Source organism: Corallincola spongiicola, assembly GCF_004284785.1.
Lineage (GTDB): Bacteria > Pseudomonadota > Gammaproteobacteria > Enterobacterales > Neiellaceae > Corallincola > Corallincola holothuriorum.
This window is the reverse complement of the sequence record NZ_SHLY01000009.1, coordinates 85,746-107,916: the sequence shown is the minus strand read 5'-3', so window position 1 is coordinate 107,916 and position 22,171 is coordinate 85,746. Positions and strand designations below refer to the sequence as shown.

The following is a 22,171-nucleotide window of genomic DNA, read 5'->3' as shown; positions in this document are numbered from 1 at the left end:
ACGGAGGTAGTGAAGGTAATGGCAGAAGTCACAGTCAATAAACTTGCCAGTGAGATCAACACACCTGTTGACCGCTTGCTTCAGCAATTTGCTGATGCGGGCATGGTTAAATCAGAGAGTGATTCGGTAACTGAAGACGAGAAGCAGGCGCTGCTTTCTCATTTGCATAAGCAGCATGGCGGGGACGCTGGTGAGCCTAAGCGTATGACATTACGTCGTACGACTAAGTCAACCTTGAGCGTGCCAAGCGGCGGTGCTGGCGGTAAAGCTAAGGCCGTTCAGGTTGAAGTGCGGAAGAAGCGCACGTATGTGAAGCGCAGTGCAGTTGAAGAACAAGCACGCCAGGAGGCTGAAGAGAAAGCCCGCCTGGAAGCTGAACAAGCGGCAGCGGCTGAAGCACAGCGTAAGGCAGAGGAAGAGGCCAAGCGTAAGGAAGAAGAGGCTGCACGCAAGGCTGAAGATGCCAAGCGCAAGGAAGAAGAAGCCAAGCGTAAGGCTGAAGATGCTAAGCGTCGCGCAGCTGAAGAAGCGAATAAGAGCCCTGAAGAGCGTGCAGCTGAAGAAGCCGCTCGTCAGGAAGAAGCTGCTTTGAAAGCTAAGCAGGACGAAGAGTTACGCCGTAAAGCCGAAGCAGAAGCGGACGCCAAAGCGGAAGAAGCCAAACGTCTTGCTGAAGAAAATTCAGAGCGCTGGAAAAAAGAAGAGGAAGCGCGGAAAGCAAAAGAGAAAGAAGATGTTCATCTTCACTCCAACCGCTATGCGCAGGAAGCCGAAGATAAGCAGGATGAGCAAGCCGAACAGCGCTCGCGTCGTCGGAAAAAGAAAAAGGCGCAGCCGGCTGTTTCTCATAGAGGCCGTCGTGGCGGTCGCAATACACCTGCACCGACAGCCCTGCAACACGGCTTCACCAAGCCAGCGGCACCGGTAGAACGTGATGTTCGCATCGGTGAAGCGATTACCGTAGCTGAACTAGCCAATAAAATGGCTGTTAAAGGTGCTGAAGTCGTTAAGACTATGATGAAAATGGGCGCTATGGCGACTATTAATCAGGTTATCGACCAGGAAACTGCAGCCCTTGTCTGTGAAGAGATGGGTCACAAAGTTGTTCTAGTAAAAGAGAACGAACTGGAAGAGCAGGTAATGGCTGCAGCGACTTCTGACGCTGGTGAAGCGATTACGCGTGCGCCTGTTGTGACTATCATGGGTCACGTTGACCATGGTAAGACGTCGCTGTTGGATTACATCCGTAATGCCAAGGTTGCAGATGGTGAGGCTGGCGGTATTACCCAGCACATTGGTGCTTATCACGTCGAAACTGATAACGGTATGGTCACCTTCTTGGATACACCGGGCCACGCAGCGTTTACCTCTATGCGTGCTCGTGGTGCCAAGGCAACGGATATCGTTGTACTTGTTGTGGCTGCTGATGATGGCGTTATGCCGCAAACAAAAGAAGCGGTACAACACGCGCGTGCCGCAGATGTACCAATCGTTGTTGCGGTTAACAAGATCGATAAAGAAGAAGCGGATCCTGATCGCGTTAAGAACGAGCTAGCCCAGCTAGACGTTTTGCCTGAAGACTGGGGCGGCGATACACAGTTCGTACATGTATCGGCGAAGTCTGGTGAAGGCATTGATGAACTGCTAGAAGCTATCTTGCTGGTTTCCGAAGTTCTGGAGTTGAAAGCAAATCCGGAAGGTCTGGCAAGTGGTATCGTGATTGAATCACGCCTTGATAAAGGCCGTGGCCCTATCGCATCGGTATTGGTTCAGCAGGGTACGTTACGTCAAGGTGACATTATTCTGTGTGGTCTTGAGTATGGCCGTATCCGTGCGATGAAGGATGAGTTAGGTCGCAGCATTACCGATGCAGGCCCATCGATCCCTGTTGAGATCCAAGGCTTGAGTGGTGTGCCATCAGCGGGCGATGAAGCCACGGCTGTTAAAGATGAGAAGAAAGCCCGTGAAGTGGCGCTTTATCGTCAAGGCAAGTTCCGTGATGTGAAACTAGCGCGTCAGCAGAAGGCTAAGCTTGAAAACATGTTCGCTAACATGGAAGAGGGTGAAGTTTCTGAACTTAATCTGGTGCTTAAGGCCGACGTTCAAGGTTCATTGGAAGCGATCAGCGAGTCACTAGCTAAGCTATCGACCGACGAAGTTAAAGTGAAGATTATTGGTAATGGCGTAGGTGGTATTACTGAGACTGACGTGACACTGGCTGCGGCTTCCAACGCTATTGTTGTTGGTTTTAACGTTCGTGCCGACGCTTCAGCCCGTAAAGTGGTTGATGCCGAGAACATTGACTTACGTTACTACAGCGTGATTTACGATGTGATTGATGAAGTACGCCAGGCGATGAGCGGTATGCTTAAGCCTGAGTACAAGCAGGAGATCATTGGTCTGGCTGAAGTTCGTGATGTGTTTAAGTCACCGAAGCTGGGTGCGATTGCTGGCTGTATGGTGACCGAAGGTATTATTAAGCGCAGCGCACCAATTCGAGTACTGCGTGAAAACGTGGTTATCTACGAAGGTGAGTTGGAATCACTGCGCCGCTTTAAAGACGATGTGAATGAGGTTCGTAACGGCGTAGAGTGTGGTATCGGCGTTAAAAACTATAATGACGTTAAAGTCGGTGACCAGATCGAAGTATTTGAAACGGTTGAGATTAAGCGTACGTTGTAATACTGCGCAAGGTCGTCACTGTCACTTTTAAAGTGTAATGAAATGGGTTGAGGGCGAAGGCTCTCAACCCATTTGTATTAAGAGGCAATTATAATATGGCAAATTCCAACCGCGTGTTTCGCGTTGGACAGCAGGTACAGCAAGCCATTGCAATGATCCTTCAACGCGAGATCCGCGATGATCGATTGGGTATGGTCACCGTGTCTGATGTCGAAATGTCCCGAGATCTGGCCTATGCCAAGGTGTTTGTCACCTTCCTGTTTGATGAACAGGAGAAGATTGATGGCGCAATGGCAGCGCTGGAAGATCATAAGAAAATGATACGCATGCTGCTAGGCAGTGCGGTGAAACTGCGTGTCACGCCTGAAGTTAAGTTTCAATTTGATAAGTCATTAGTGGAAGGGATGCGTCTCTCTAATTTGGCTTCTCAAGCAGTAAAAAACGATGAACTTCGTCGTGGTGAAGATAAGAAAGACGAGAGCGAAGAGTAATGGCACGTCGTACCCGAGGCCGCGCTGTTGACGGCGTATTATTGCTGGATAAACCGTTAGGCCTCTCTTCCAATCATGCCTTACAGCGTGTTAAACGTATCTTTTTTGCTCAGAAAGCGGGGCATACCGGTGCGCTGGATCCGTTAGCTACCGGCATGCTCCCTATTTGTCTCGGCGAAGCGACCAAGTTTAGTCAGTTCCTGCTCGATTCCGATAAACGTTACGTTGTGACGGCGAAGCTAGGGATCCGTACGACGACATCCGACGCGGATGGCGAAGTGGTTGCTGAGCGTGCGGTGGACGTATCTGAAGCTGAGCTCGTAAAAGCACTGGAACCCTTTCGTGGTGATATCAATCAGGTCCCTTCGATGTACTCGGCGCTCAAGCACGAAGGCAAACCGCTTTATTGGTATGCTCGCCAAGGTATCGAAATTGAACGTCCTGCCCGACCTATTACCATCTTTGAGCTCAAACTTCTTGCTTTTGAAGGTGATGAAGTATCACTGGAAGTGCATTGCTCAAAAGGGACCTACATCCGCAGTTTAGTGGATGACCTTGGTGAACTGCTGGGCTGTGGTGCTCACGTTGCTTCGTTACGCCGCACGGCAGTCAGAGATTACCCCTATGCCAATATGGTGACGCTGGAACAGCTGGAAGCGTTATTGGAACAGGCGCGTGAGCAGGAGATTGAGCCTTCGACCCTGCTTGATCCGCTGTTGATGGCTGCGGATAGCCCTGTCGCTGATCTGCCGGAAGTCACCCTGCTACCCGAAGTTGCAGGCTATTTGCTTAATGGTCAGCCGGTACAAGTACCCAAAGCCCCGGCTCATGGCTTGGTGCGTGTCTTTGTTGGCGAAGAGCGGCGTTTTGTTGGCCTCGGTCAGATCGATGAAGACGGCCGAGTGGCACCTAAGCGATTAATTCAAAATCCTAACTGCTGAGCCCTTGCGTTCAGCCATGGGGGTCGTTAGAATACGCGCCCTCAGTTCCCCGCTGAATTAGTGATTGGGGGGAACGTTATTAAATTGGAGAATAGTGATGTCACTAAGTACTGAAGAAAAAGCAAGACTGGTTGCAGAATTTGGCCGTGGCGAAGGCGATACGGGTTCACCTGAAGTTCAGGTTGCTCTGCTGACTTTCGATATCAACCAGCTGCAGGGTCACTTCAAAGAACACATCCACGATCACCACAGCCGTCAAGGTTTGTTGCGTAAAGTAAGCCAGCGTCGTAAGTTACTGGATTACTTGAAGCGTAAGAGCAACGAACGTTACCTGGCGTTGATCGAAAAACTGGGTCTGCGTCGCTAAGACGTGTTACGACCGAGTTAAAAAAAGAGCCGATAAGGCTCTTTTTTTGTTTTTACGGTTAAATTTTTACTTTCCTGCAGTTATTCGGGTCATTTCACTAGGCAGAACAGCCGGATCCAGTATAATTACGCCCGCTATAAAACGGCATAAAGAAAAAATAGATTAAGGAATTACACAAGTGAATCCCATTATAAAAACATTTCAGTATGGTCAACATACTGTCACCCTGGAAACTGGCGTTATTGCACGTCAAGCATCAGCCGCTGTATTGGCTTCTATGGATGACACCACGGTTCTCGTGAGTGTGGTTGGTGTTAAAGATAGCGGCGAAGGTCGTGACTTCTTCCCGCTGACGGTGAACTATCAGGAGCGTACTTATGCTGCTGGTAAGATCCCTGGTGGTTTCTTCAAGCGCGAAGGTCGTCCTTCTGAAGGTGAAACACTGACAGCTCGCCTGATTGACCGTCCAATTCGTCCGCTTTTCCCTAAAGGCTTCATGAATGAAGTGCAGGTGATAGCGACAGTTATCTCGGTTAACCCAGAAGTTAACCCAGATGTTGTAGCTATGATCGGTACGTCTGCAGCCCTGTCTATCTCTGGTATCCCTTTCAATGGTCCTATCGGTTGTGCCCGCGTTGGTTACATCGATGGTGAGTTCGTATTGAACCCATTGGAGTCAGAGCTGGCTAATAGCAAATTGGACCTGGTTGTTGCCGGTACCGAAAGCGCTGTGCTGATGGTTGAATCAGAAGCTGATGTGCTTTCTGAAGAAGTGATGCTGGAAGCGGTTGTTTATGGCCATGACCAGATGCAGAACGTTGTTTCTGCAATCAATGAATTTAAAGCTGAAGTAGCCACTCCTGCTTGGGATTGGACTGCACCAGAAAAAGACGAAACCCTGTTCGGCAAACTGAAAGCTTTGTCTGAAGCTGGTTTTGGTGATGCATATAAGATCACTGACAAGCTTGAGCGCCAAGTGGCTGCCAAAGCTGTTAAATCCGCGGCGTTAGCGGCCATTGTTGAAGAAGCGGGTGAAGACGCCATCGTTGATGAGCGCGCTGTTTCTGAACTACTGTACAAAATTGAAAAAGCGGTTGTACGTAACCGTATTATCGCTGGTGAGCCACGTATCGATGGCCGTGATCCAGAGATGGTTCGTGCCCTTAATGTAATGACTGGTGTGTTGCCACGTACTCACGGCTCTGCAGTATTCACCCGTGGTGAGACTCAGGCATTAGTGACGACTACGCTTGGTACCGCTCGTGATGCTCAGAATATCGATTCTTTGCTGGGTGAGCGTACAGACCGTTTCATGCTGCATTACAACTTCCCTCCATATTGTGTGGGCGAAGCTGGCTTTGTTGGCTCTCCTAAGCGCCGTGAAATTGGCCACGGCCGTTTGGCTAAGCGTGGTATCGCTGCGGTTATGCCTAACGAAGAAGAGTTCCCGTACACTGTGCGTGTGGTTTCTGAAATCACCGAGTCTAACGGCTCAAGCTCAATGGCTTCAGTTTGTGGTACTTCGTTGGCGCTGATGGATGCAGGTGTTCCTATCAAAGCCTCTGTTGCGGGTATCGCGATGGGCTTGGTGAAAGAAGGCGACGATTTCGTTGTTCTGTCTGACATCTTGGGTGATGAAGATCACCTTGGCGATATGGACTTCAAAGTGGCGGGTACCAACGGTGGTGTGACAGCACTGCAGATGGATATCAAGATCGAAGGTATCACTAAAGAGATCATGCAGATCGCTTTGAATCAGGCAAAAGGTGCTCGTTTGCACATCCTGTCTGTAATGGATGAAGCCATTGGCGGTCACCGTGATGATGTATCTGATTTTGCACCGCGCATCCACACTATCAAGATCGACCCTGAGAAAATCCGTGACGTAATTGGTAAGGGTGGTGCAGTTATCCGTGCTCTGACCGAAGAAACGGGTACCAGCATCGATATCACTGACGATGGCACTATCAAGATCGCTGCCACTGATGGTTTAGCGGCGAAAGAAGCTATCCGTCGTATCGAAGAGATCACTGCAGAAGTAGAAGTTAACCGCATCTACGAAGGTACTGTGGTACGTATCGTTGATTTTGGTGCTTTTGTGAGCGTTCTTCCGGGCAAAGAAGGTTTGGTCCATATTTCTCAAATCGCTGCTGAGCGTATTGAGAAAGTGGCTGATTATCTGGAAGTTGGTCAGAAAGTACCGGTTAAAGTGATCGAAATTGATCGTCAAGGCCGCGTACGTTTAAGTATCAAAGAAGCAGCGCCTGCTGCGGAACAGAAGCCAGCAGAAGATAAAGCTGACGCCTAAGTCGGTCTAACTGTTGAGAAAAAAGGGAGCGCATTGCGCTCCCTTTTTGTTTGCTTCCTGCTAGGATAGCGCAATGGGCTGCGGCCAAGGTTTGAAGCAAGGACAGATTTTGATGAATTATTCGCGGAAGTTACGCGTTGGCTGGTGTTTACTGATGGCTTTAGGTTTAAGTGCTTGTGCCAGTACACAGTCACCTGAGCCTGAAGGTCCAGCGTTGGTATTGGCTGAGCCAGAACAGCCGAAGGCAAGAGATCAGTTCACGGTAGCGAAGATTTCTCAGCTACTGGCGATGCCTGATCATGAAGATGACCAGCGAGCCTATCTGTTTTACCAACGTGGTGTTCATTACGATCGTTTAGGGATGCGCTGGTTGGCACAATTAGATTTTCAACGAGCACTCGATCTTCGCCCTGATATGGCGGAAGCCTACAATCGTCTGGGGATCTATTTTATCCAGACCCAGCAGTATGAAGATGCGTTCCAAGCATTCGACTCTGCGTTAGAGCTCGATCCAGAGCATGACTATGCCTTCCTTAATCGGGGAATTGCACTCTATTACGCCGGTCGAGATGACCTAGCGGTAGAAGATCTTGAGTCTTTCTTGCAGCGTGATACGTCGGATCCTTATCGTGCTATTTGGCTCTATTTAGCAGAGAGTCGTCTGTCACAGCCAGAAGCGCTGGCACGCCTACAGTTTAATCGTGCCAAGCTCGATGATAATCAGTGGTCGACGCAACTTACTAACTACCTATTGGGTACGATTGACGAAGCTGAGTTGTTGCAGCTTGCGCAACAAGACTGGGATGACAATAGCAGCATGAGCGAGCGGCTGTGCGAAGCATATTTTTATCTGGCGAAGAGTTATTTGGCGCAAGGTAAGGATACCCAAGCTTTGACGTTCTTGAAGCTCACCATTGCCACCAATATATATGAATACGTGGAGCACAGGTTTGCTCTGTTAGAGCTTGATCTACTGCAGCAACGTTGGAGTGAACAGCAGGGCTCTTGATGCGTCAGCTTTTTGTTTGGTTTCAAGCGGCAAGGCCTCGTACCTTGCCGGCTTCACTTGCTCCCTTAATCGTCGGTAATTGGTTGGCGTACCTTGAGGGTCAACTGCAGATCGGTTTATTGCTCGCCAGTTTACTTTGCGCCCTAGCCCTGCAAATTTTTGTCAACTACGCCAACGATTATTTTGATGCGCTTACCGGGGTTGATACCGATGCACGGGTGGGTCCTCAGCGTGCGACCCAGTCAGGTTTAGTCACCCATGGTCAGATGCGAGCGGCTATGGTGTTAAGTGCGTTGGCGGCAAGCCTTGCAGGACTCTATATCGTGGTGTTCGGCTCCCTTTGGTTGTTGCCCGTGGGGATCGCCAGTCTTATCGCTGCCTACCTGTACAGTGGTGGTCCGAGACCCTTGGCCAGTTTAGGTCTGGGAGAGATCACGGTATTTCTGTTTTTCGGTGTGGTTGCGGTGGTCGGTAGTTACTTTATGCATACTCAGCTGATGTCGAAAGCCGCCTGGTTAGCCGCTGTGTTAGTGGGGCTTCCTGTCTGTGCCATTATGTTGGTGAACAATATCCGCGATATTTCGACAGATACGGCGGCAGGGAAAAAGACCTTGCCGGTGCGTATTGGCCGGAAAAACAGCGTTGTTTTGTATAGTGCAGCCTTGTTACTGCCATTAGCATTGACCATTAATCAGCTAAACGTCGTTGTTTGGTTGAGCTTGTGGATAGCGACGGTTTTTGTCGCCGTATGGCTGATTAGCCAGCTGCTGAAGCGTCAAGCTCAGGCACTTAATCCCTTATTGGGCTGGACTTCTTTCTATTCGCTCTGGCTCGCTGTACTCAGCTGTTTTTACTTTACTATTTAGTTTTTTACCCTGCAGCCTCAACATTTCGTCAATGCTGACGGACACCTTTCCGGCCCTTCTAGCTCAAATTATCTGGCCAGACCAGTTGCTAAATCTCCATTTGTTGTACATGGTTAATAAAACAACAAGCCTCACCAAAGGCCCTACGGAGAGAAGAAAATGCAGAAAATGATCACCCTCGGAGAGTTTATCGTTCAGAAGCAGGCCGATTTTCCAGAGGCGACCGGTGATCTCACCGGTCTGCTGAGTGCCATAAGGTTGGCGGCTAAAGTGGTCAATCGTGAGGTCAATAAAGCGGGATTGGCCGATATCACCGGCGCCGTGGGTGAGCAAAATATTCAGGGTGAAGAGCAGCAGAAACTCGATGTCTATGCCAATGAGAAATTCAAAGCGGCGCTAGAAGCGCGTGGCGAAGTGTGTGGTATGGCCTCAGAAGAGGAAGAGGATTATGTTGTTTTTGACTCTGAGGTAAATAACAACGCTAAGTATGTGGTGCTGACCGATCCGCTGGATGGATCTTCAAATATTGATGTTAACGTCTCTATCGGTACTATCTTCTCGATTTATAAAAGGGTGTCGCCGCGGGGCACGCCGGTGACACTGGAAGATTTTCTCCAGCCAGGTAATCAGCAAGTGGCCGCTGGTTATATCATCTATGGCTCTTCGACAGTTTTAGTGTATAGCACTGGCCATGGTGTCCATGGCTTTACCTATGATCCCTCGCTTGGCGTGTTTGCACTCTCCCATGAAAATATCTGCACACCGGAAGATGGCTTGATCTATTCGATTAACGAAGGCAACTACATCAAATTCCCCGATGGTGTGAAGATGTATATCAAGTATTGCCAAGCAGAAGATGAAGCGACACATCGTCCCTTTACTGCCCGTTATATTGGCTCTCTGGTGGCGGACTTCCACCGCAACCTGATGAAAGGAGGGATCTACCTATATCCCTCAACAATGAAAAATCCAAACGGTAAGCTGCGCTTATTGTATGAATGTAATCCGATTGCCTATCTCGTCGAGCAAGCTGGAGGCCGCGCTAGCGACGGCTATCAACGTATTCTTGATATTAAGCCGACGGAGCTGCATCAGCGTACGCCATTTTTTGTTGGTTCAACGAATATGGTGAAAACTGTCGAAGATCTGATCAAGGAGTTTGGCTAGTCGCAAAGGTCATCGGCGAAGGAAAGGCGTTTAGCGCTCTCTTCCTTCGTGTTACTTAGGGCGCGTGTGGCTATAGCTATCACCTAAGCTGGCATATTCATTGGCTCCTAGGCGGGCGAGTGGATCTAGCTCCATCGCGTCTACTTTGAGCCGTCCTTTATTATCTTCTTTGGCCACGGCGTCGTTGATATAGAGCTGTTCAACTTTGCCAAAAACCAGTTGTTGCGGTACATCGCCAATGGCTTGTATTTGGAACAATGAGCAGGCCATCGCCAGCTTGCACTGACTAATTCTTGGCAGGGGAAAATCTGTGAATGGCTCGGTGGCGAGCTGGCTGAGGTTGAGCTCAGATTCTCCGTGGGGTAGGGACTTTGCTGTTTCTGTGACCGTCGCCGCCATCTCGGCACCTGGAATATGCACAACAAACTGCTTGTTGCGTTGAATGTTGTGTAGCGTATCTTTATCGCTGCCATCGGGCTTTTTACCAACAGAAAACATTATTAGTGGTGGCGTGCTGCAGATGGCATTGAAATATGAAAAAGGGGCCAGGTTGTAGTTCTGTTCGCCGCTGTCAGTTAGCACCCAAGCGATAGGTCTGGGTACGATAGTCTGGGTCATAATGTGGTAGGTCTCACTGCCACTGAGCTGAGAAAAGTCGATATTCACTGTCTACAATCCCCGTTAAATTTTTATTATTCCGCGTTCGCTTGAATGGCAATAACTTCACTCACAACGCTACCGTCATTGAGCTGTGAGTTTATCTGCTGTCCAACCATCACCTGAGTGGTTGTTTTGATCACTTGCTGGCTTTGCTGGTCCCGGGTTATGGAGTAACCACGATTGAGAGTCGCTAGCGGGCTGACCAGCGACAGTTCTTGACACTGGTGCTGCCATTGGTTGCGTTGCATCTGCAAATGGCGCTGCATGTTGCTGGTGAGCTGCTGCGTTAGCTGTTGTTGTCTGGTTTTCAGGTGTTCGAGCCGATAGGCAGGATCCGAGCGTTGTAAGCGCTGGGAGAGTTGAGCATAGCGTTGCGATGCATGCGCTATGCCTTGGTTTCCCGTGTGGAGTAGGCGTCGGCTTAGTTCATCAAGACGCTGTGTCTGTTGTTGCAGACGACGATCGGGATGGTTGAGTTGCAGGTTACGCTGCAGTTGTTGCAGTTTGTTGCTATCCCGCAGTAGCAGGCGACTAACGGCTTGTTTTAAGCGCAGCGACAGTTGTGACAACTGCTGCCGTTGGTGTTGCTGATCACCACTGACATATTCAGCTGCCGCTGAGGGGGTCGGGGCGCGCATATCTGCGACATAATCGGCAATGGTGGTATCAATCTCATGGCCGACCGCACTGATAATAGGCAGCTGGCTTTGATAAATGGCTCGAGCAACCACCTCTTCATTAAAGGCCCAGAGATCTTCCAGTGAACCGCCGCCCCGGCCGACAATGAGTAGGTCACACTCGTTACGTCGATTAGCGGTGAGAATCGCTTCCGCGATCTGTGCTGCCGCTGTGTCGCCCTGTACCTGAGTCGGGTAAAGTACCACCCGTATAGCCGGGTTACGCCGCTTCAGGACCGAAAGAATGTCATGGATGGCTGCACCGGTGGCAGAAGTAATCACACCAACGCTAATAGGGTGCGCCGGGATCGCTTGTTTGTGTTCGGTTGAGAACAGCCCCTCTGCGGCGAGCGCCAGCTTCAGTTGGTCGAACTTTTGTTTTAGAACTCCTTCGCCAGCGTCCTCCATCTGCTCAATGATTAGCTGATAGTCGCCTCTGGGTTCATACAGGCTGACCTGGGCTCTGACTAACACCTGCAGGCCGCTCTTGGGTTTCAAGCTGACTAAGCGGTTCTTACCGCGAAACATGGCGCCTTTGACCTGAGAGCGCTCATCTTTCAGGCTGAAGTACCAATGACCGGATGCAGCAGCGACAAAGTTTGATAACTCGCCCTGTAACCAGACCGTACCCAACCCTTCTTCCAGCAATTGGCGGGCACAGCGGTTGAGGGTGGAGACAGAGAATACTTTTTGATTGGACATCGGATTCTTATGATTGCGGAAAAGAACAGGTGGCAACAAAAGCTGACACGTAAGCTAGTTTATCAGCAAAACTGACCTATTATCATCTTGCGTTAGATCACAAAATAGTTTTACTCGATAGTTGCCTTAGGGTAGAATCCGGCCGCAACTTAATCAACCTCCTTCAACTGGTTTCAGGTATAGTTGCGATGCTAAGAATTGCCCAAGAAGCGCTCACATTTGACGATGTTTTACTCGTCCCTGCACATTCTACCGTGCTGCCTAATACGGCCACGCTCAATACCCAGCTGACTAGTACTATTAGTCTCAACGTGCCTATGGTCTCGGCGGCTATGGACACCGTGACTGAAGCCAATTTAGCAATTGCTTTGGCTCAGGAAGGGGGTATCGGTTTTATTCACAAAAACATGAGTATCGAAGCCCAGGCGGCGATGGTACGCAAAGTGAAGAAATTCGAAAGTGGTGTGGTTGCTGATCCTGTCACTGTGCACCCTGACTTGACTATCGGTGAGTTGAAAGAGCTTTCTGCTCAGCACGGCTTTAAAGGGTTCCCGGTCACTGACAGCGAAAACAATCTAGTCGGCATTGTTACCAGCCGAGATGTGCGTTTCGAGCCTGACATGGATAAAAAGGTCTCTGACGTGATGACTTCAAAAGAGCGTCTGGTGACCATCCATAAAGATGCGACAGCTGATGAAGTGCACCACATGATGCATGAGCATCGACTAGAAAAAATTCTCGTGGTTGATGATGCCTTCAAACTGAACGGTATGATCACAGTAAAAGACTTCAAAAAAGCGGAACGTAAGCCAAACGCCTGTAAAGATAGCGATGGAAGCTTGCGTGTTGGTGCCGCAGTAGGTGCCGGTGCGGGTAACGAAGAGCGCATTGAAGCCTTGGTTAACGCCGGTGTTGATGTGCTATTGATTGATTCTTCACATGGTCACTCAGAAGGTGTTTTGCAACGTATTCGCGAAACCCGTGCTAAATACCCTGATCTACAGATTGTTGGCGGTAACGTAGCAACAGCTGCAGGTGCTGTTGCCCTGGCTGATGCCGGGGTGAGTGCTGTTAAAGTCGGGATCGGCCCCGGTTCTATCTGTACTACCCGGATCGTTACCGGTGTTGGTGTACCTCAGATCACCGCGGTTTCTGATGCCGTAGAAGCATTGAAAGATCGCAATATTCCAGTGATTGCCGACGGTGGTATCCGTTTCTCCGGAGACATTGCTAAGGCCTTAGCTGCTGGCGCGAGTTGTGTGATGGTTGGCTCTATGTTTGCTGGTACAGATGAAGCTCCTGGCGAAATTGAGCTGTACCAAGGGCGAGCGTTTAAGAGCTACCGTGGTATGGGATCACTAGGTGCAATGTCGCAAACCCAAGGTTCATCAGACCGTTATTTCCAAACGGATAATGCGGCGGATAAATTGGTACCGGAAGGTATCGAAGGGCGCATACCTTACAAAGGTGCAGTAGCAAACATTATCCATCAGCAGATGGGTGGCCTGCGTAGCTGCATGGGCTTGACTGGCTGTGGCTCAATTGAGCTGCTGCGTACGAAAGCAGAATTCGTGAAGATCACCAGTGCTGGTATGGGTGAATCTCATGTACATGATGTGACTATTACTAAAGAAGCACCCAACTACCGTATGGGTTAAACTTTAGCATTACTATTTTGTTGCTTGGGCTGACTCTGTGTCAGCCCATTTTCATTTTCCGAATAGCAGGAAAACCATGACTAAGAACATTCATGACCATCGTATATTGATCCTTGATTTTGGCTCACAGTACACCCAACTGATCGCCCGCCGTATCCGTGAGATTGGCGTATTCTGCGAACTTTGGTCTTGTGATGTCACGGAAGAGCAGATCCGCGAGTTCAATCCGCGGGGTATCATTCTGTCCGGTAGCCCCGAGAGTGTCGGCAATGATGTTGGTCTGAAAGCCCCTGATTATGTGTTTACCGCCGGTGTTCCTGTATTGGGGATCTGTTATGGCATGCAGACAATGACAGCGCAGTTAGGTGGCGAGGTGGTTGGCTCTGATCATCGCGAATTCGGTTACGCACAAGTGGAAGTGATTGCTGATAGCCAGTTACTGCACAATATCGAAGATCATGTCGGCGCGAACGGCAATGCCTTGTTAGATGTATGGATGAGCCACGGTGATAAAGTGGGGCAGCCTCCTGCTGGGTTTAGCACCATCGCCCGTACGGATTCATGCCCTCATGCAGCAATCGCCAATGAAGAGAAAAAATTCTATGGCGTGCAGTTCCACCCTGAAGTCACCCACACTCGCCAAGGCCAGCGTATGCTGGAACACTTTGTGATCAACACTTGTGGTTGCGAGAAGTTGTGGACGCCGTCATCCATTATTGAAGACGCAGTGGCGCAGATTAAGCAGCAGGTGGGTAGCGATGAGGTGATCCTCGGTTTATCCGGCGGCGTCGATTCGTCAGTGACAGCAATGCTGTTGCACCGAGCTATCGGTAAGCAATTGACCTGTGTATTTGTCGACAATGGTTTGCTGCGCTTACATGAAGGCGAGCAGGTGATGGAGATGTTCGGTGACCATTTTGGTCTCAATATCATCAAGGTTGACGCCGAAGACCGCTTCCTCAATAACCTCGCTGGTATTGACGAGCCTGAGGCAAAACGTAAATCCATTGGCCATACTTTTATCGAAGTGTTTGATGAAGAAGCCAACAAACTGGCGAATGCTAAATGGCTCGCCCAGGGCACTATCTATCCTGATGTGATTGAATCAGCGGCGTCAAAAACGGGTAAGGCTCATGTGATTAAGTCTCACCATAACGTTGGCGGCTTGCCTGACGATATGGAGATGGGCTTAGTTGAACCTTTGCGTGAACTGTTTAAAGATGAAGTGCGCCGTATTGGCCTGGAATTAGGCCTGCCTTATGACATGCTTTATCGTCACCCATTCCCTGGGCCTGGTCTTGGCGTTCGGGTACTTGGTGAAGTGAAAAAAGAGTATTGTGACTTGCTGCGCCGCGCGGACGCTATCTTTATTGAAGAGCTTCACGCTGCTGATCTGTACCACAAAGTCAGTCAGGCATTTACCGTGTTCCTGCCTGTGCGCTCTGTGGGGGTGATGGGGGATGGTCGTAAATATGATTGGGTGGTATCACTGCGTGCGGTGGAAACCATCGACTTTATGACTGCGCATTGGGCACATTTGCCATACGACTTCCTGGGTAAGGTCTCTAACCGCATTATTAATGAGATCGATGGTATCTCTCGTGTGGTATACGACATCTCCGGTAAGCCGCCTGCAACCATCGAGTGGGAATAGCTTTCCTGCGATGAGGTTGAATTAGCCGGCGGAAATGCCGGCTTTTTTATGACGATATGTTTGGCGTCAGTGATAGTTCATGCTTTGGAAATTTTTTTAATTATTGGCTTCGCTATTTATGTCAGAGCAACGAATGTCTGAAATCTCGAATGAGATCCACGAAAAATTCATGCGCCGCGCATTGGCACTTGCTGCCCATGCGGAAGCGTTGGGTGAAGTTCCTGTCGGTGCGGTTGTGGTTTATCGTGGGGAGGTGATCGCTGAGGGATGGAATCAACAGATCCTCAATAATGATCCGACAGCCCATGCTGAGGTTATGGCCTTACAAGCGGCGGGAAGGGCGATCGGTAACTATCGTCTGCTGGATACGCAATTGTACGTCACGCTTGAGCCGTGCGTGATGTGTGCTGGCGCGATGGTGCACGGCAGAGTTGGGCAGTTGATCTTTGGTGCGGCAGATCTGAAAACCGGTGCGGCCGGTTCGATTATGGATATTACTCGGCATGGCAACTTGAACCACCAAATTGAGGTGGTGGCAGGCGTTTTGGCTGGGGAATGCAGTGAACAGCTCAGCGGTTTTTTTCGTAAGCGCCGAGCGGCAAAAAGGGCGGAAAAATTGGCTCGCCAGCAACAATCGGCAGCCGACTAATTAGGTGTGAACGACATCCAGAATCTGGATGACCTGCGTTTGTAGATAGAACTTGCGTGATCTTGCCATCACTTTTTTATGGCTGCGCTTAGTGGCCAAATGACGTCGGGTGCTTTGAGAGCTGAGGCGTTTTACTTGTTTCATGGTGGCACTCCTTAATAAGTGCTGAACAAGTGTCTAAACTAACAATCTTGTGTGACACTTTTATTAATCTGCTGTTTAGCGTTCAGGCACTGCTTTTAGCTGCTCTTCTGGTGCGCTCTTTTCTGCCACCTTGTTGTCTGTAGCGTCACCATCATACTCCTTGATACCTGCGGTGAGTTGCTTAAATTTCTCTTTCTGTTGGGCCAGGCGATCTGCCGCTGCTTTTTTATCCTCGATATAAACCAAGGCGTCGTAGTAGCGGCGAATGTTATCCACATAAGCAACGGGCTCTTCTCCGCGGGCGTAGCCATAGCGGGTCTGCTTGTACCATTTTTTCTTCCGCAGTAGCGGTAGTGTGGTTTTAACGTCCGTCCAGCTATAGGGATCTTTGCCACGGGCACGAGTCAATTTAATCGCGTCGATGACATGCCCCATGCCCACATTGTAAGCAGCTAAGGCAAACCAAATTCGCTCGTGGGGGGCGATCTTTTCGGGCACCCGTTGTAATAGTTGTTCGAGATAGATAGCGCCGCCGCGGATACTGGATTCAGGGTCGAGACGATTTTCTATCTTCAATTGTTTGGCAGTGTTAAGGGTCAACATCATTAATCCACGAACACCGGTATGGGAGCGGGCATTGGGATTCCAATGGGATTCTTGATAGCTTTGCGCTGCCAGCAGACGCCAATCAAGTTCTGCCGCATATTGCTCAAACATCGGCTTAATTGACGGTAATTTGCGTTCTACTGCCCGCATAAATGCTCGGGTATCGACATAATCGAATTGTCCCACATGGCCGAAATATTTCTCTTCGAGCTGGGCGATCATGCCACTTGACTGCATTTCGCCGAAAAACTCAATTAATGCGGCTTGTAATGCATCATTATTGCCTTTCTGCATCAACCAGGCCACGGGCTGCTCTTTGACTACAGTAAAAGCGAGGGAGAGTTCGGTGTGATAGCGACGGAACAGATCCAGTTGGCTTGAGTCGACGATGGTAAAGTCGATATCGCCAGCCAACACTTTCTGCATTAACTCTTCACTGTCATGCTCTGTGGTGACTTCCCAATCAAGATTCGGATAATCGGTTTTAAACCTTTCGAGTGTTTCGGCATGGCTGGAGTTGGCGATGACGCGAATAACACCGTCTAATTGGCCAAGGTTGCGTGGGCGTTTACGCCCCTTTTTATAAACAACCTTTTGGCTGATCCATTGATAGGCGGGGGAGAAGCTATAAAACTCTCGTCGTTGATCTGTGACTGCCAAGCCTGCAGCGAGGATGTCGACACGGCCTGCATTCAATTGGGTGAACAGATCATCAATGGTATAGCTCGGTACCATCTTAAGTTCGACACCGAGGTAATCGGCAAGTTGTTTTGCTAACTCGTAATCGATGCCTTCAGGGCCGTTTGGGCCAAACAGGTATGTGGTACTCGAATAAATCGTGCCCACACGTAACTCACCCCGATCCAAAATCTGTTGCAGGTGTGTTTTGTCTGGTTGCGTCGGATCGCAGCCCAATAACAGCAGCGATGTCAGAAATAGGCTAACTAGCAGGATCTGTCGTTTCCATCCGCGAAACAGACGACTGCTAACTGACGACTCCGAGCTTTTCTGACGAGTAATTTCCATACTTAACTTATACCAGATGAAAACGAATGCGCCCAGCTTCCTTCTAGCGCTTATCAACGGCCACACTTTTCACTATAATACGCCTCCTTAGTTCAACCCCCCTAACTTCGGCCAGGTGAGTAAGCGTATGCAAATCCTTCGTGGTGCCCCCGCGTTGTCAGACTTTCGTATCAACAAGTTATTGGATGCTTGTCGCAGCCAAAAACTCCCCGTAACAAGCATTTACGCTGAGTATATGCATTTTGCGGAGTTGACGTCGCCACTGTCAGAAGCCGAGCTGGCTAAGCTGGAAAAGCTTCTGACCTACGGCCCAACCATTGCTGAACACGCGCCGGAAGGTAAGCTGTTGTTGGTGACTCCTCGTCCCGGCACCATATCGCCTTGGTCGTCTAAAGCGACAGATATTGCTCAAAACTGTGGTCTGGATCAGATCGTGCGATTGGAACGTGGTATGGCTTACTACGTTGCTACCAGCGCCGAGTTGTCCGCTGCGCAGTGGCTAGAGGTTCAAGGCCTTATCTATGATCGTATGATGGAAGTTGTATTCGAACAACTTGACGATGCGACGGCTCTATTCCGCCACGATCAGCCGGCACCATTGAATTCGGTGGATGTATTGAGCGGTGGTCGTGATGCGCTTGCTCAAGCCAATATCGCTATGGGCCTGGCATTGGCTGATGATGAAATTGATTATCTGGTTGAGAATTTTCAGGCTTTAGGGCGCAATCCAAACGATATTGAGCTTTATATGTTTGCTCAGGCGAACTCAGAGCACTGTCGTCACAAGATTTTTAATGCGGATTGGACCATTGATGGAGAAGCGCAGCCGAAGTCGCTTTTCAAGATGATCAAAAACACCTATGAGCAGCATAACGATTACGTGTTGTCTGCTTATAAAGATAACGCTGCAGTGTTTGCCGGCTCAAAAGCAGGCCGTTTCTTCCCTGATCCGGAAACTAAAGCTTACGCTTATCATGTCGAAGATATCCATATTCTTTGTAAAGTGGAAACCCATAACCACCCGACTGCTATCTCGCCATGGCCGGGTGCTTCGACCGGATCTGGCGGTGAAATTCGTGATGAAGGTGCGACCGGTATTGGCTCTAAACCGAAAGCTGGTTTAGTTGGCTTCTCCGTATCAAACCTCCGGATCCCTGGTTATCAACAGCCATGGGAAACGGATTTTGGTAAGCCGGGACGTATTGTTTCTGCACTCGATATCATGTTGGAAGGTCCTCTGGGTGGCGCCGCTTTTAATAACGAGTTTGGTCGCCCGAACCTGCTAGGCTACTTCCGTACCTATGAAGAGCAGGTGGTAAGCCATAACGGAGAAGAGATCCGTGGTTACCATAAGCCGATTATGCTGGCCGGTGGTTTGGGTAATATTCGTGCTGACCATGTTGAGAAGAAAGAGATCCCGGTCGGCGCAAAGCTGATTGTTCTCGGTGGCCCAGCGATGAATATCGGCTTGGGTGGCGGTGCCGCTTCTTCTATGGCATCGGGACAATCTTCAGAAGATCTAGATTTTGCTTCTGTTCAGCGTGAAAACCCTGAGATGGAACGCCGGTGTCAGGAGGTGATCGATCGCTGCTGGCAGCTGGGTGATGAAAACCCTATCGTATTTATCCATGATGTGGGCGCGGGTGGTTTGTCTAACGCCCTGCCTGAACTGGTTAATGACGGTGAGCGTGGCGGTAAGTTCGAATTGCGCAGTGTACCCAACGATGAGCCCGGCATGAGCCCGCTTGAGATCTGGTGTAATGAATCGCAAGAACGTTATGTGATGGCGGTGCCTGCAGAAAAACTGGCGCAGTTTGATGCTATCTGTCAGCGTGAGCGAGCGCCTTATGCGGTGGTTGGTGAAGCCACTGAAGAGTTGCACCTGACCCTCAGCGATAGTCATTTTGGGAATAACCCTATTGATATGCCATTGAGCGTGTTGTTGGGTAAAACACCTAAGATGCATCGTGATGTGCAACGTTTGCAAGCCAGTGGTCAGGCCTTGGCTTTGGATGGCGTTGACCCGCTGGATGCAGCAGAGCGTCTGCTGAACTTGCCAACGGTCGCCGAGAAAACCTTCCTTATCACTATTGGTGACCGCTCGGTGACAGGTCTTGTTGCCCGCGATCAGATGGTCGGCCCTTGGCAGATCCCTGTCGCAGATTGTGCGGTTACCGCCGCCAGTTTTGATACCTATGCCGGTGAAGCTATGTCGATCGGTGAGCGTACGCCGGTGGCACTGCTGAATTTCGCGGCATCGGCACGTTTGGCTGTGGCGGAATCACTGACGAATATTGCGGCAACGCAGATTGGCGATCTTAAACATATCAAACTGTCTGCCAACTGGATGTCAGCTGCAGGTCACCCAGGTGAAGACGCGGGTCTGTACGATGCGGTAAAAGCGATTGGTGAAGAGCTGTGTCCGACGTTGGGGCTAACGATTCCGGTCGGTAAAGACTCCATGTCGATGAAGACTAAGTGGCAGCAGGACGGTGAAGAGCGTGCCGTGACTTCCCCGTTGAGCCTAGTGATCACCGCGTTTGGTCGGGTGGAAGATATCCGCTCAACCGTGACACCTGAACTGGTTACTGACGCAGGTGAGACCGACCTCTTACTGTTGGATCTGGGACTGGGTAAGAACCGCCTCGGTGGCTCTTGTCTGGCGCAGGTCTATAAACAACTGGGTGATGATACGCCTGATGTTGATGATGCTGAACTGTTGAAAGGCTTCTTCAATGCGATGCAGGTGCTGGTTGCTGACGGTCAGCTGCTGGCTTACCACGATCGCTCTGACGGTGGCCTATTTGTCACAGTGGCTGAGATGGCGTTTGCGGGACACTGTGGTGCTAACGTTGCGTTGGATGCGCTAGGCGGCAACGATCTGGCTGCCTTGTTCAGTGAAGAGCTGGGTGCGGTTATTCAAATTAAGCGTAGCGAACGCGACGCGGTGCTGGCGGTGTTTGCTGAACACGGCTTAGCGGCTGCAACCCACGTCATTGGTGAGGTGTCGGCAGAAGATAGTGTCAGCTTTAGCCGTGCGGGTGTTGAGGTGTTAAACAGTACTCGTACGCACCTGCGTACCGTGTGGGCTGAAACGACTCGTCGCATGCAAAAGCTGCGGGACAACCCAGCCTGTGCTGAGCAGGAGTTCCAAGCGAAGCAGGATGTAAAAGATCCTGGTTTGAACGTGTCATTACCCTATGATCCGAGCTTAGATGTTGCTGCGCCATATATCGCCACTGGCGTGAAGCCGAAAATGGCTATTTTACGTGAGCAAGGCGTTAACTCGCAGTTAGAGATGGCGGCCGCGTTTGACCGTGCCGGCTTTGAAAGCATCGATATTCACATGAGCGATGTACTGGCTGGTCGGATTAAGCTTGAAGACTACAAAGGCTTGGTTGCTTGTGGTGGATTCTCGTATGGCGACGTTTTAGGCGCTGGCGAAGGTTGGGCAAAATCTATTCTATTTAACTCGCAGGCGAGAGAGATGTTTAGTCGCTTTTTCGCCCGCGACGATAGCTTTGCGCTAGGTGTGTGTAATGGCTGTCAGATGCTTTCGACCCTGAAAGAGCTGATCCCAGGCACTGACTTGTGGCCACGCTTTGTTCGCAATGAGTCGGAACGTTTTGAAGCCCGCTTTAGTTTGGTTGAAGTGCAGGACAGCCGTTCTGTGTTCTTCCAGGAGATGGGTGGCGCCCGTATGCCTATTGCTGTTTCTCACGGTGAAGGTCGTGCGGAATTTGCCGCTGCTGATGGGGCGCAGAAAGTCTTGGAAAGTGGCTTAGTGGCGGTACGTTATGTCGATAACTATGGTCAGTATACGACTCAGTATCCGGCTAACCCGAACGGCTCTGAAGGCGGTATTACCGGTTTAACCAGTAATGACGGTAAAGTCACCATCATGATGCCGCACCCTGAGCGTGTGTTCCGTACCGTGGCTAACTCCTGGCACCCAGATTCTTGGGGCGAGGACAGCGCCTGGATGCGTATGTTCCGCAACGCTCGTAAGTTTGTTGGGTAGTTTGCTGGCGTTAATGCGAAGTAATAAGAAAGGGCCTTAGGGCCCTTTTTTATTGCCGGGGCTTTATTGATGTTATTCACTTAGATCGCCTTGGATATAAATACCATGGGGGTTTTGCCATCGAGATCGAGGAATATCTGATAGATCCCAGGTGCGGGCGGCATGAACTCGAAATTTTCTTTGACTGCATCTGCTGTTGCTTTAACTACTCTGCCCATGGTGATGACCCGATCGGTGGGGTTGAGATAGCCAAAATTGCTACCGGGTGTGTAGTTCACATCAACCAGCTTAAAGTTGATCGGGAAGCTAGCGTTCTTAATCTCAATTTCTGTGCGATAAAGGTTTGCGCTGCCAACTTGCTGCATCTGGTACTCAGGCAGCGCTTGCCACCAGTTACAGTCACACCGGAGGTAGAGCGGTTCATCTGCATGAGTCGTATGGCTTAACAGGAAGAGGAGGAGTATGGCTAAATGTCGGTGCATAACGGCTATGTCATTAGGTTGTCTACTCACAAGCATAGTCTTAAATGGGCGGATCAAAAAA

At 50.0% G+C, this 22,171-nt stretch carries 17 protein-coding genes; 12 read left to right on the top strand and 5 right to left on the bottom strand.

What is annotated here, in order from left to right; all coding sequences use genetic code 11:
• Positions 1-18: 18 nt before the first annotated feature.
• The 8 genes from infB (at position 19) to fbp (ending at position 9,831) form a co-directional block, all read left to right on the top strand.
• Positions 19-2,682, top strand: a complete 2,664-nt coding sequence (infB, locus tag EXY25_RS18125; protein WP_130567918.1) for a translation initiation factor IF-2 — start codon at positions 19-21, stop codon at positions 2,680-2,682.
• A 95-nt stretch (positions 2,683-2,777) separates the two neighbouring features.
• A complete protein-coding gene (gene rbfA / locus EXY25_RS18120; RefSeq protein WP_130567917.1) occupies positions 2,778-3,173 on the top strand; it encodes a 30S ribosome-binding factor RbfA in 396 nt (131 codons plus the stop codon).
• On the top strand, positions 3,173-4,114 hold the full coding sequence (gene truB / locus EXY25_RS18115; protein ID WP_130567916.1) for a tRNA pseudouridine(55) synthase TruB: 942 nt from the start codon (positions 3,173-3,175) through the stop codon (positions 4,112-4,114). Before rbfA ends, truB begins: the two co-directional genes overlap by 1 nt.
• 97 nt (positions 4,115-4,211) lie before the next feature.
• On the top strand, positions 4,212-4,481 hold the full coding sequence (gene rpsO / locus EXY25_RS18110; RefSeq protein WP_114339814.1) for a 30S ribosomal protein S15: 270 nt from the start codon (positions 4,212-4,214) through the stop codon (positions 4,479-4,481).
• Positions 4,482-4,659: 178 nt separating this feature from the next.
• On the top strand, positions 4,660-6,789 hold the full coding sequence (gene pnp, locus EXY25_RS18105; protein WP_130567915.1) for a polyribonucleotide nucleotidyltransferase: 2,130 nt from the start codon (positions 4,660-4,662) through the stop codon (positions 6,787-6,789).
• A gap of 112 nt (positions 6,790-6,901) precedes the next feature.
• The gene (gene nlpI / locus EXY25_RS18100; protein ID WP_165419416.1) at positions 6,902-7,798 is read left to right on the top strand and encodes a lipoprotein NlpI; all 897 of its coding nucleotides are present in this window, start codon (positions 6,902-6,904) and stop codon (positions 7,796-7,798) included.
• Positions 7,798-8,664, top strand: a complete 867-nt coding sequence (locus tag EXY25_RS18095; RefSeq protein ID WP_130567913.1) for a 1,4-dihydroxy-2-naphthoate polyprenyltransferase — start codon at positions 7,798-7,800, stop codon at positions 8,662-8,664. Before nlpI ends, EXY25_RS18095 begins: the two co-directional genes overlap by 1 nt.
• Before the next feature lie 168 nt (positions 8,665-8,832).
• Complete coding sequence (gene fbp, locus EXY25_RS18090) at positions 8,833-9,831, top strand: class 1 fructose-bisphosphatase (protein ID WP_199405276.1); 999 nt, start codon at positions 8,833-8,835, stop codon at positions 9,829-9,831.
• 51 nt (positions 9,832-9,882) lie between these two features.
• Here fbp and EXY25_RS18085 read toward each other — a convergent pair whose 3' ends face one another.
• Positions 9,883-10,497 carry a flavin reductase family protein gene (locus tag EXY25_RS18085; RefSeq protein WP_130567912.1) on the bottom strand — a complete coding sequence of 205 codons (615 nt, stop codon included), beginning with the start codon at positions 10,495-10,497 and terminating at the stop codon, positions 9,883-9,885.
• A gap of 26 nt (positions 10,498-10,523) precedes the next feature.
• Entirely contained in the window at positions 10,524-11,870 is a 1,347-nt protein-coding gene (gene xseA, locus EXY25_RS18080; RefSeq protein ID WP_130567911.1) for an exodeoxyribonuclease VII large subunit, read from the bottom strand.
• A 188-nt stretch (positions 11,871-12,058) separates the two neighbouring features.
• Here xseA and guaB point away from each other — a divergent pair, with 188 nt between their 5' ends.
• The 3 genes from guaB to tadA all read left to right on the top strand — a co-directional run bounded on the left by guaB (position 12,059) and on the right by tadA (position 15,831).
• Positions 12,059-13,528: an IMP dehydrogenase gene (gene guaB / locus EXY25_RS18075; protein ID WP_130567910.1), complete on the top strand. Its 1,470-nt coding sequence runs from the start codon at positions 12,059-12,061 to the stop codon at positions 13,526-13,528.
• 76 nt (positions 13,529-13,604) lie between these two features.
• Positions 13,605-15,182, top strand: coding sequence for a glutamine-hydrolyzing GMP synthase (gene guaA / locus EXY25_RS18070; RefSeq protein WP_114339806.1), 1,578 nt, complete (start codon positions 13,605-13,607; stop codon positions 15,180-15,182).
• Positions 15,183-15,315: 133 nt separating this feature from the next.
• The gene (gene tadA, locus EXY25_RS18065) at positions 15,316-15,831 is read left to right on the top strand and encodes a tRNA adenosine(34) deaminase TadA (protein WP_114339805.1); all 516 of its coding nucleotides are present in this window, start codon (positions 15,316-15,318) and stop codon (positions 15,829-15,831) included.
• Here tadA and EXY25_RS18800 read toward each other — a convergent pair whose 3' ends face one another.
• Together EXY25_RS18800 and mltF are read right to left on the bottom strand one after the other, a co-directional pair.
• Positions 15,832-15,975 (bottom strand): hypothetical protein, encoded by a 144-nt coding sequence (locus tag EXY25_RS18800; RefSeq protein WP_165419415.1) that lies wholly within the window; start codon positions 15,973-15,975, stop codon positions 15,832-15,834.
• A gap of 75 nt (positions 15,976-16,050) precedes the next feature.
• Positions 16,051-17,607, bottom strand: a complete 1,557-nt coding sequence (gene mltF / locus EXY25_RS18060) for a membrane-bound lytic murein transglycosylase MltF (protein WP_130567909.1) — start codon at positions 17,605-17,607, stop codon at positions 16,051-16,053.
• A 127-nt stretch (positions 17,608-17,734) separates the two neighbouring features.
• Here mltF and purL point away from each other — a divergent pair, with 127 nt between their 5' ends.
• Complete coding sequence (purL, locus tag EXY25_RS18055) at positions 17,735-21,628, top strand: phosphoribosylformylglycinamidine synthase (protein WP_130567908.1); 3,894 nt, start codon at positions 17,735-17,737, stop codon at positions 21,626-21,628.
• Between the two features lie 80 nt (positions 21,629-21,708).
• Here the strand turns inward: purL and EXY25_RS18050 are convergent, their stop codons facing one another.
• Positions 21,709-22,140: a hypothetical protein gene (locus EXY25_RS18050; RefSeq protein WP_130567907.1), complete on the bottom strand. Its 432-nt coding sequence runs from the start codon at positions 22,138-22,140 to the stop codon at positions 21,709-21,711.
• Positions 22,141-22,171: the final 31 nt, after the last annotated feature.

Coding starts and splice junctions, on each gene's coding strand:
- infB (WP_130567918.1), top strand. CDS start 19: ATGGCAGAAGTCACAGTCAATAAACTTGCCAGTGAGATCAACACACCT.
- rbfA (WP_130567917.1), top strand. CDS start 2,778: ATGGCAAATTCCAACCGCGTGTTTCGCGTTGGACAGCAGGTACAGCAA.
- truB (WP_130567916.1), top strand. CDS start 3,173: ATGGCACGTCGTACCCGAGGCCGCGCTGTTGACGGCGTATTATTGCTG.
- rpsO (WP_114339814.1), top strand. CDS start 4,212: ATGTCACTAAGTACTGAAGAAAAAGCAAGACTGGTTGCAGAATTTGGC.
- nlpI (WP_165419416.1), top strand. CDS start 6,902: ATGAATTATTCGCGGAAGTTACGCGTTGGCTGGTGTTTACTGATGGCT.
- EXY25_RS18095 (WP_130567913.1), top strand. CDS start 7,798: ATGCGTCAGCTTTTTGTTTGGTTTCAAGCGGCAAGGCCTCGTACCTTG.
- fbp (WP_199405276.1), top strand. CDS start 8,833: ATGATCACCCTCGGAGAGTTTATCGTTCAGAAGCAGGCCGATTTTCCA.
- xseA (WP_130567911.1), bottom strand. CDS start 11,870: ATGTCCAATCAAAAAGTATTCTCTGTCTCCACCCTCAACCGCTGTGCC.
- guaB (WP_130567910.1), top strand. CDS start 12,059: ATGCTAAGAATTGCCCAAGAAGCGCTCACATTTGACGATGTTTTACTC.
- guaA (WP_114339806.1), top strand. CDS start 13,605: ATGACTAAGAACATTCATGACCATCGTATATTGATCCTTGATTTTGGC.
- tadA (WP_114339805.1), top strand. CDS start 15,316: ATGTCTGAAATCTCGAATGAGATCCACGAAAAATTCATGCGCCGCGCA.
- EXY25_RS18800 (WP_165419415.1), bottom strand. CDS start 15,975: ATGAAACAAGTAAAACGCCTCAGCTCTCAAAGCACCCGACGTCATTTG.
- mltF (WP_130567909.1), bottom strand. CDS start 17,607: ATGGAAATTACTCGTCAGAAAAGCTCGGAGTCGTCAGTTAGCAGTCGT.
- purL (WP_130567908.1), top strand. CDS start 17,735: ATGCAAATCCTTCGTGGTGCCCCCGCGTTGTCAGACTTTCGTATCAAC.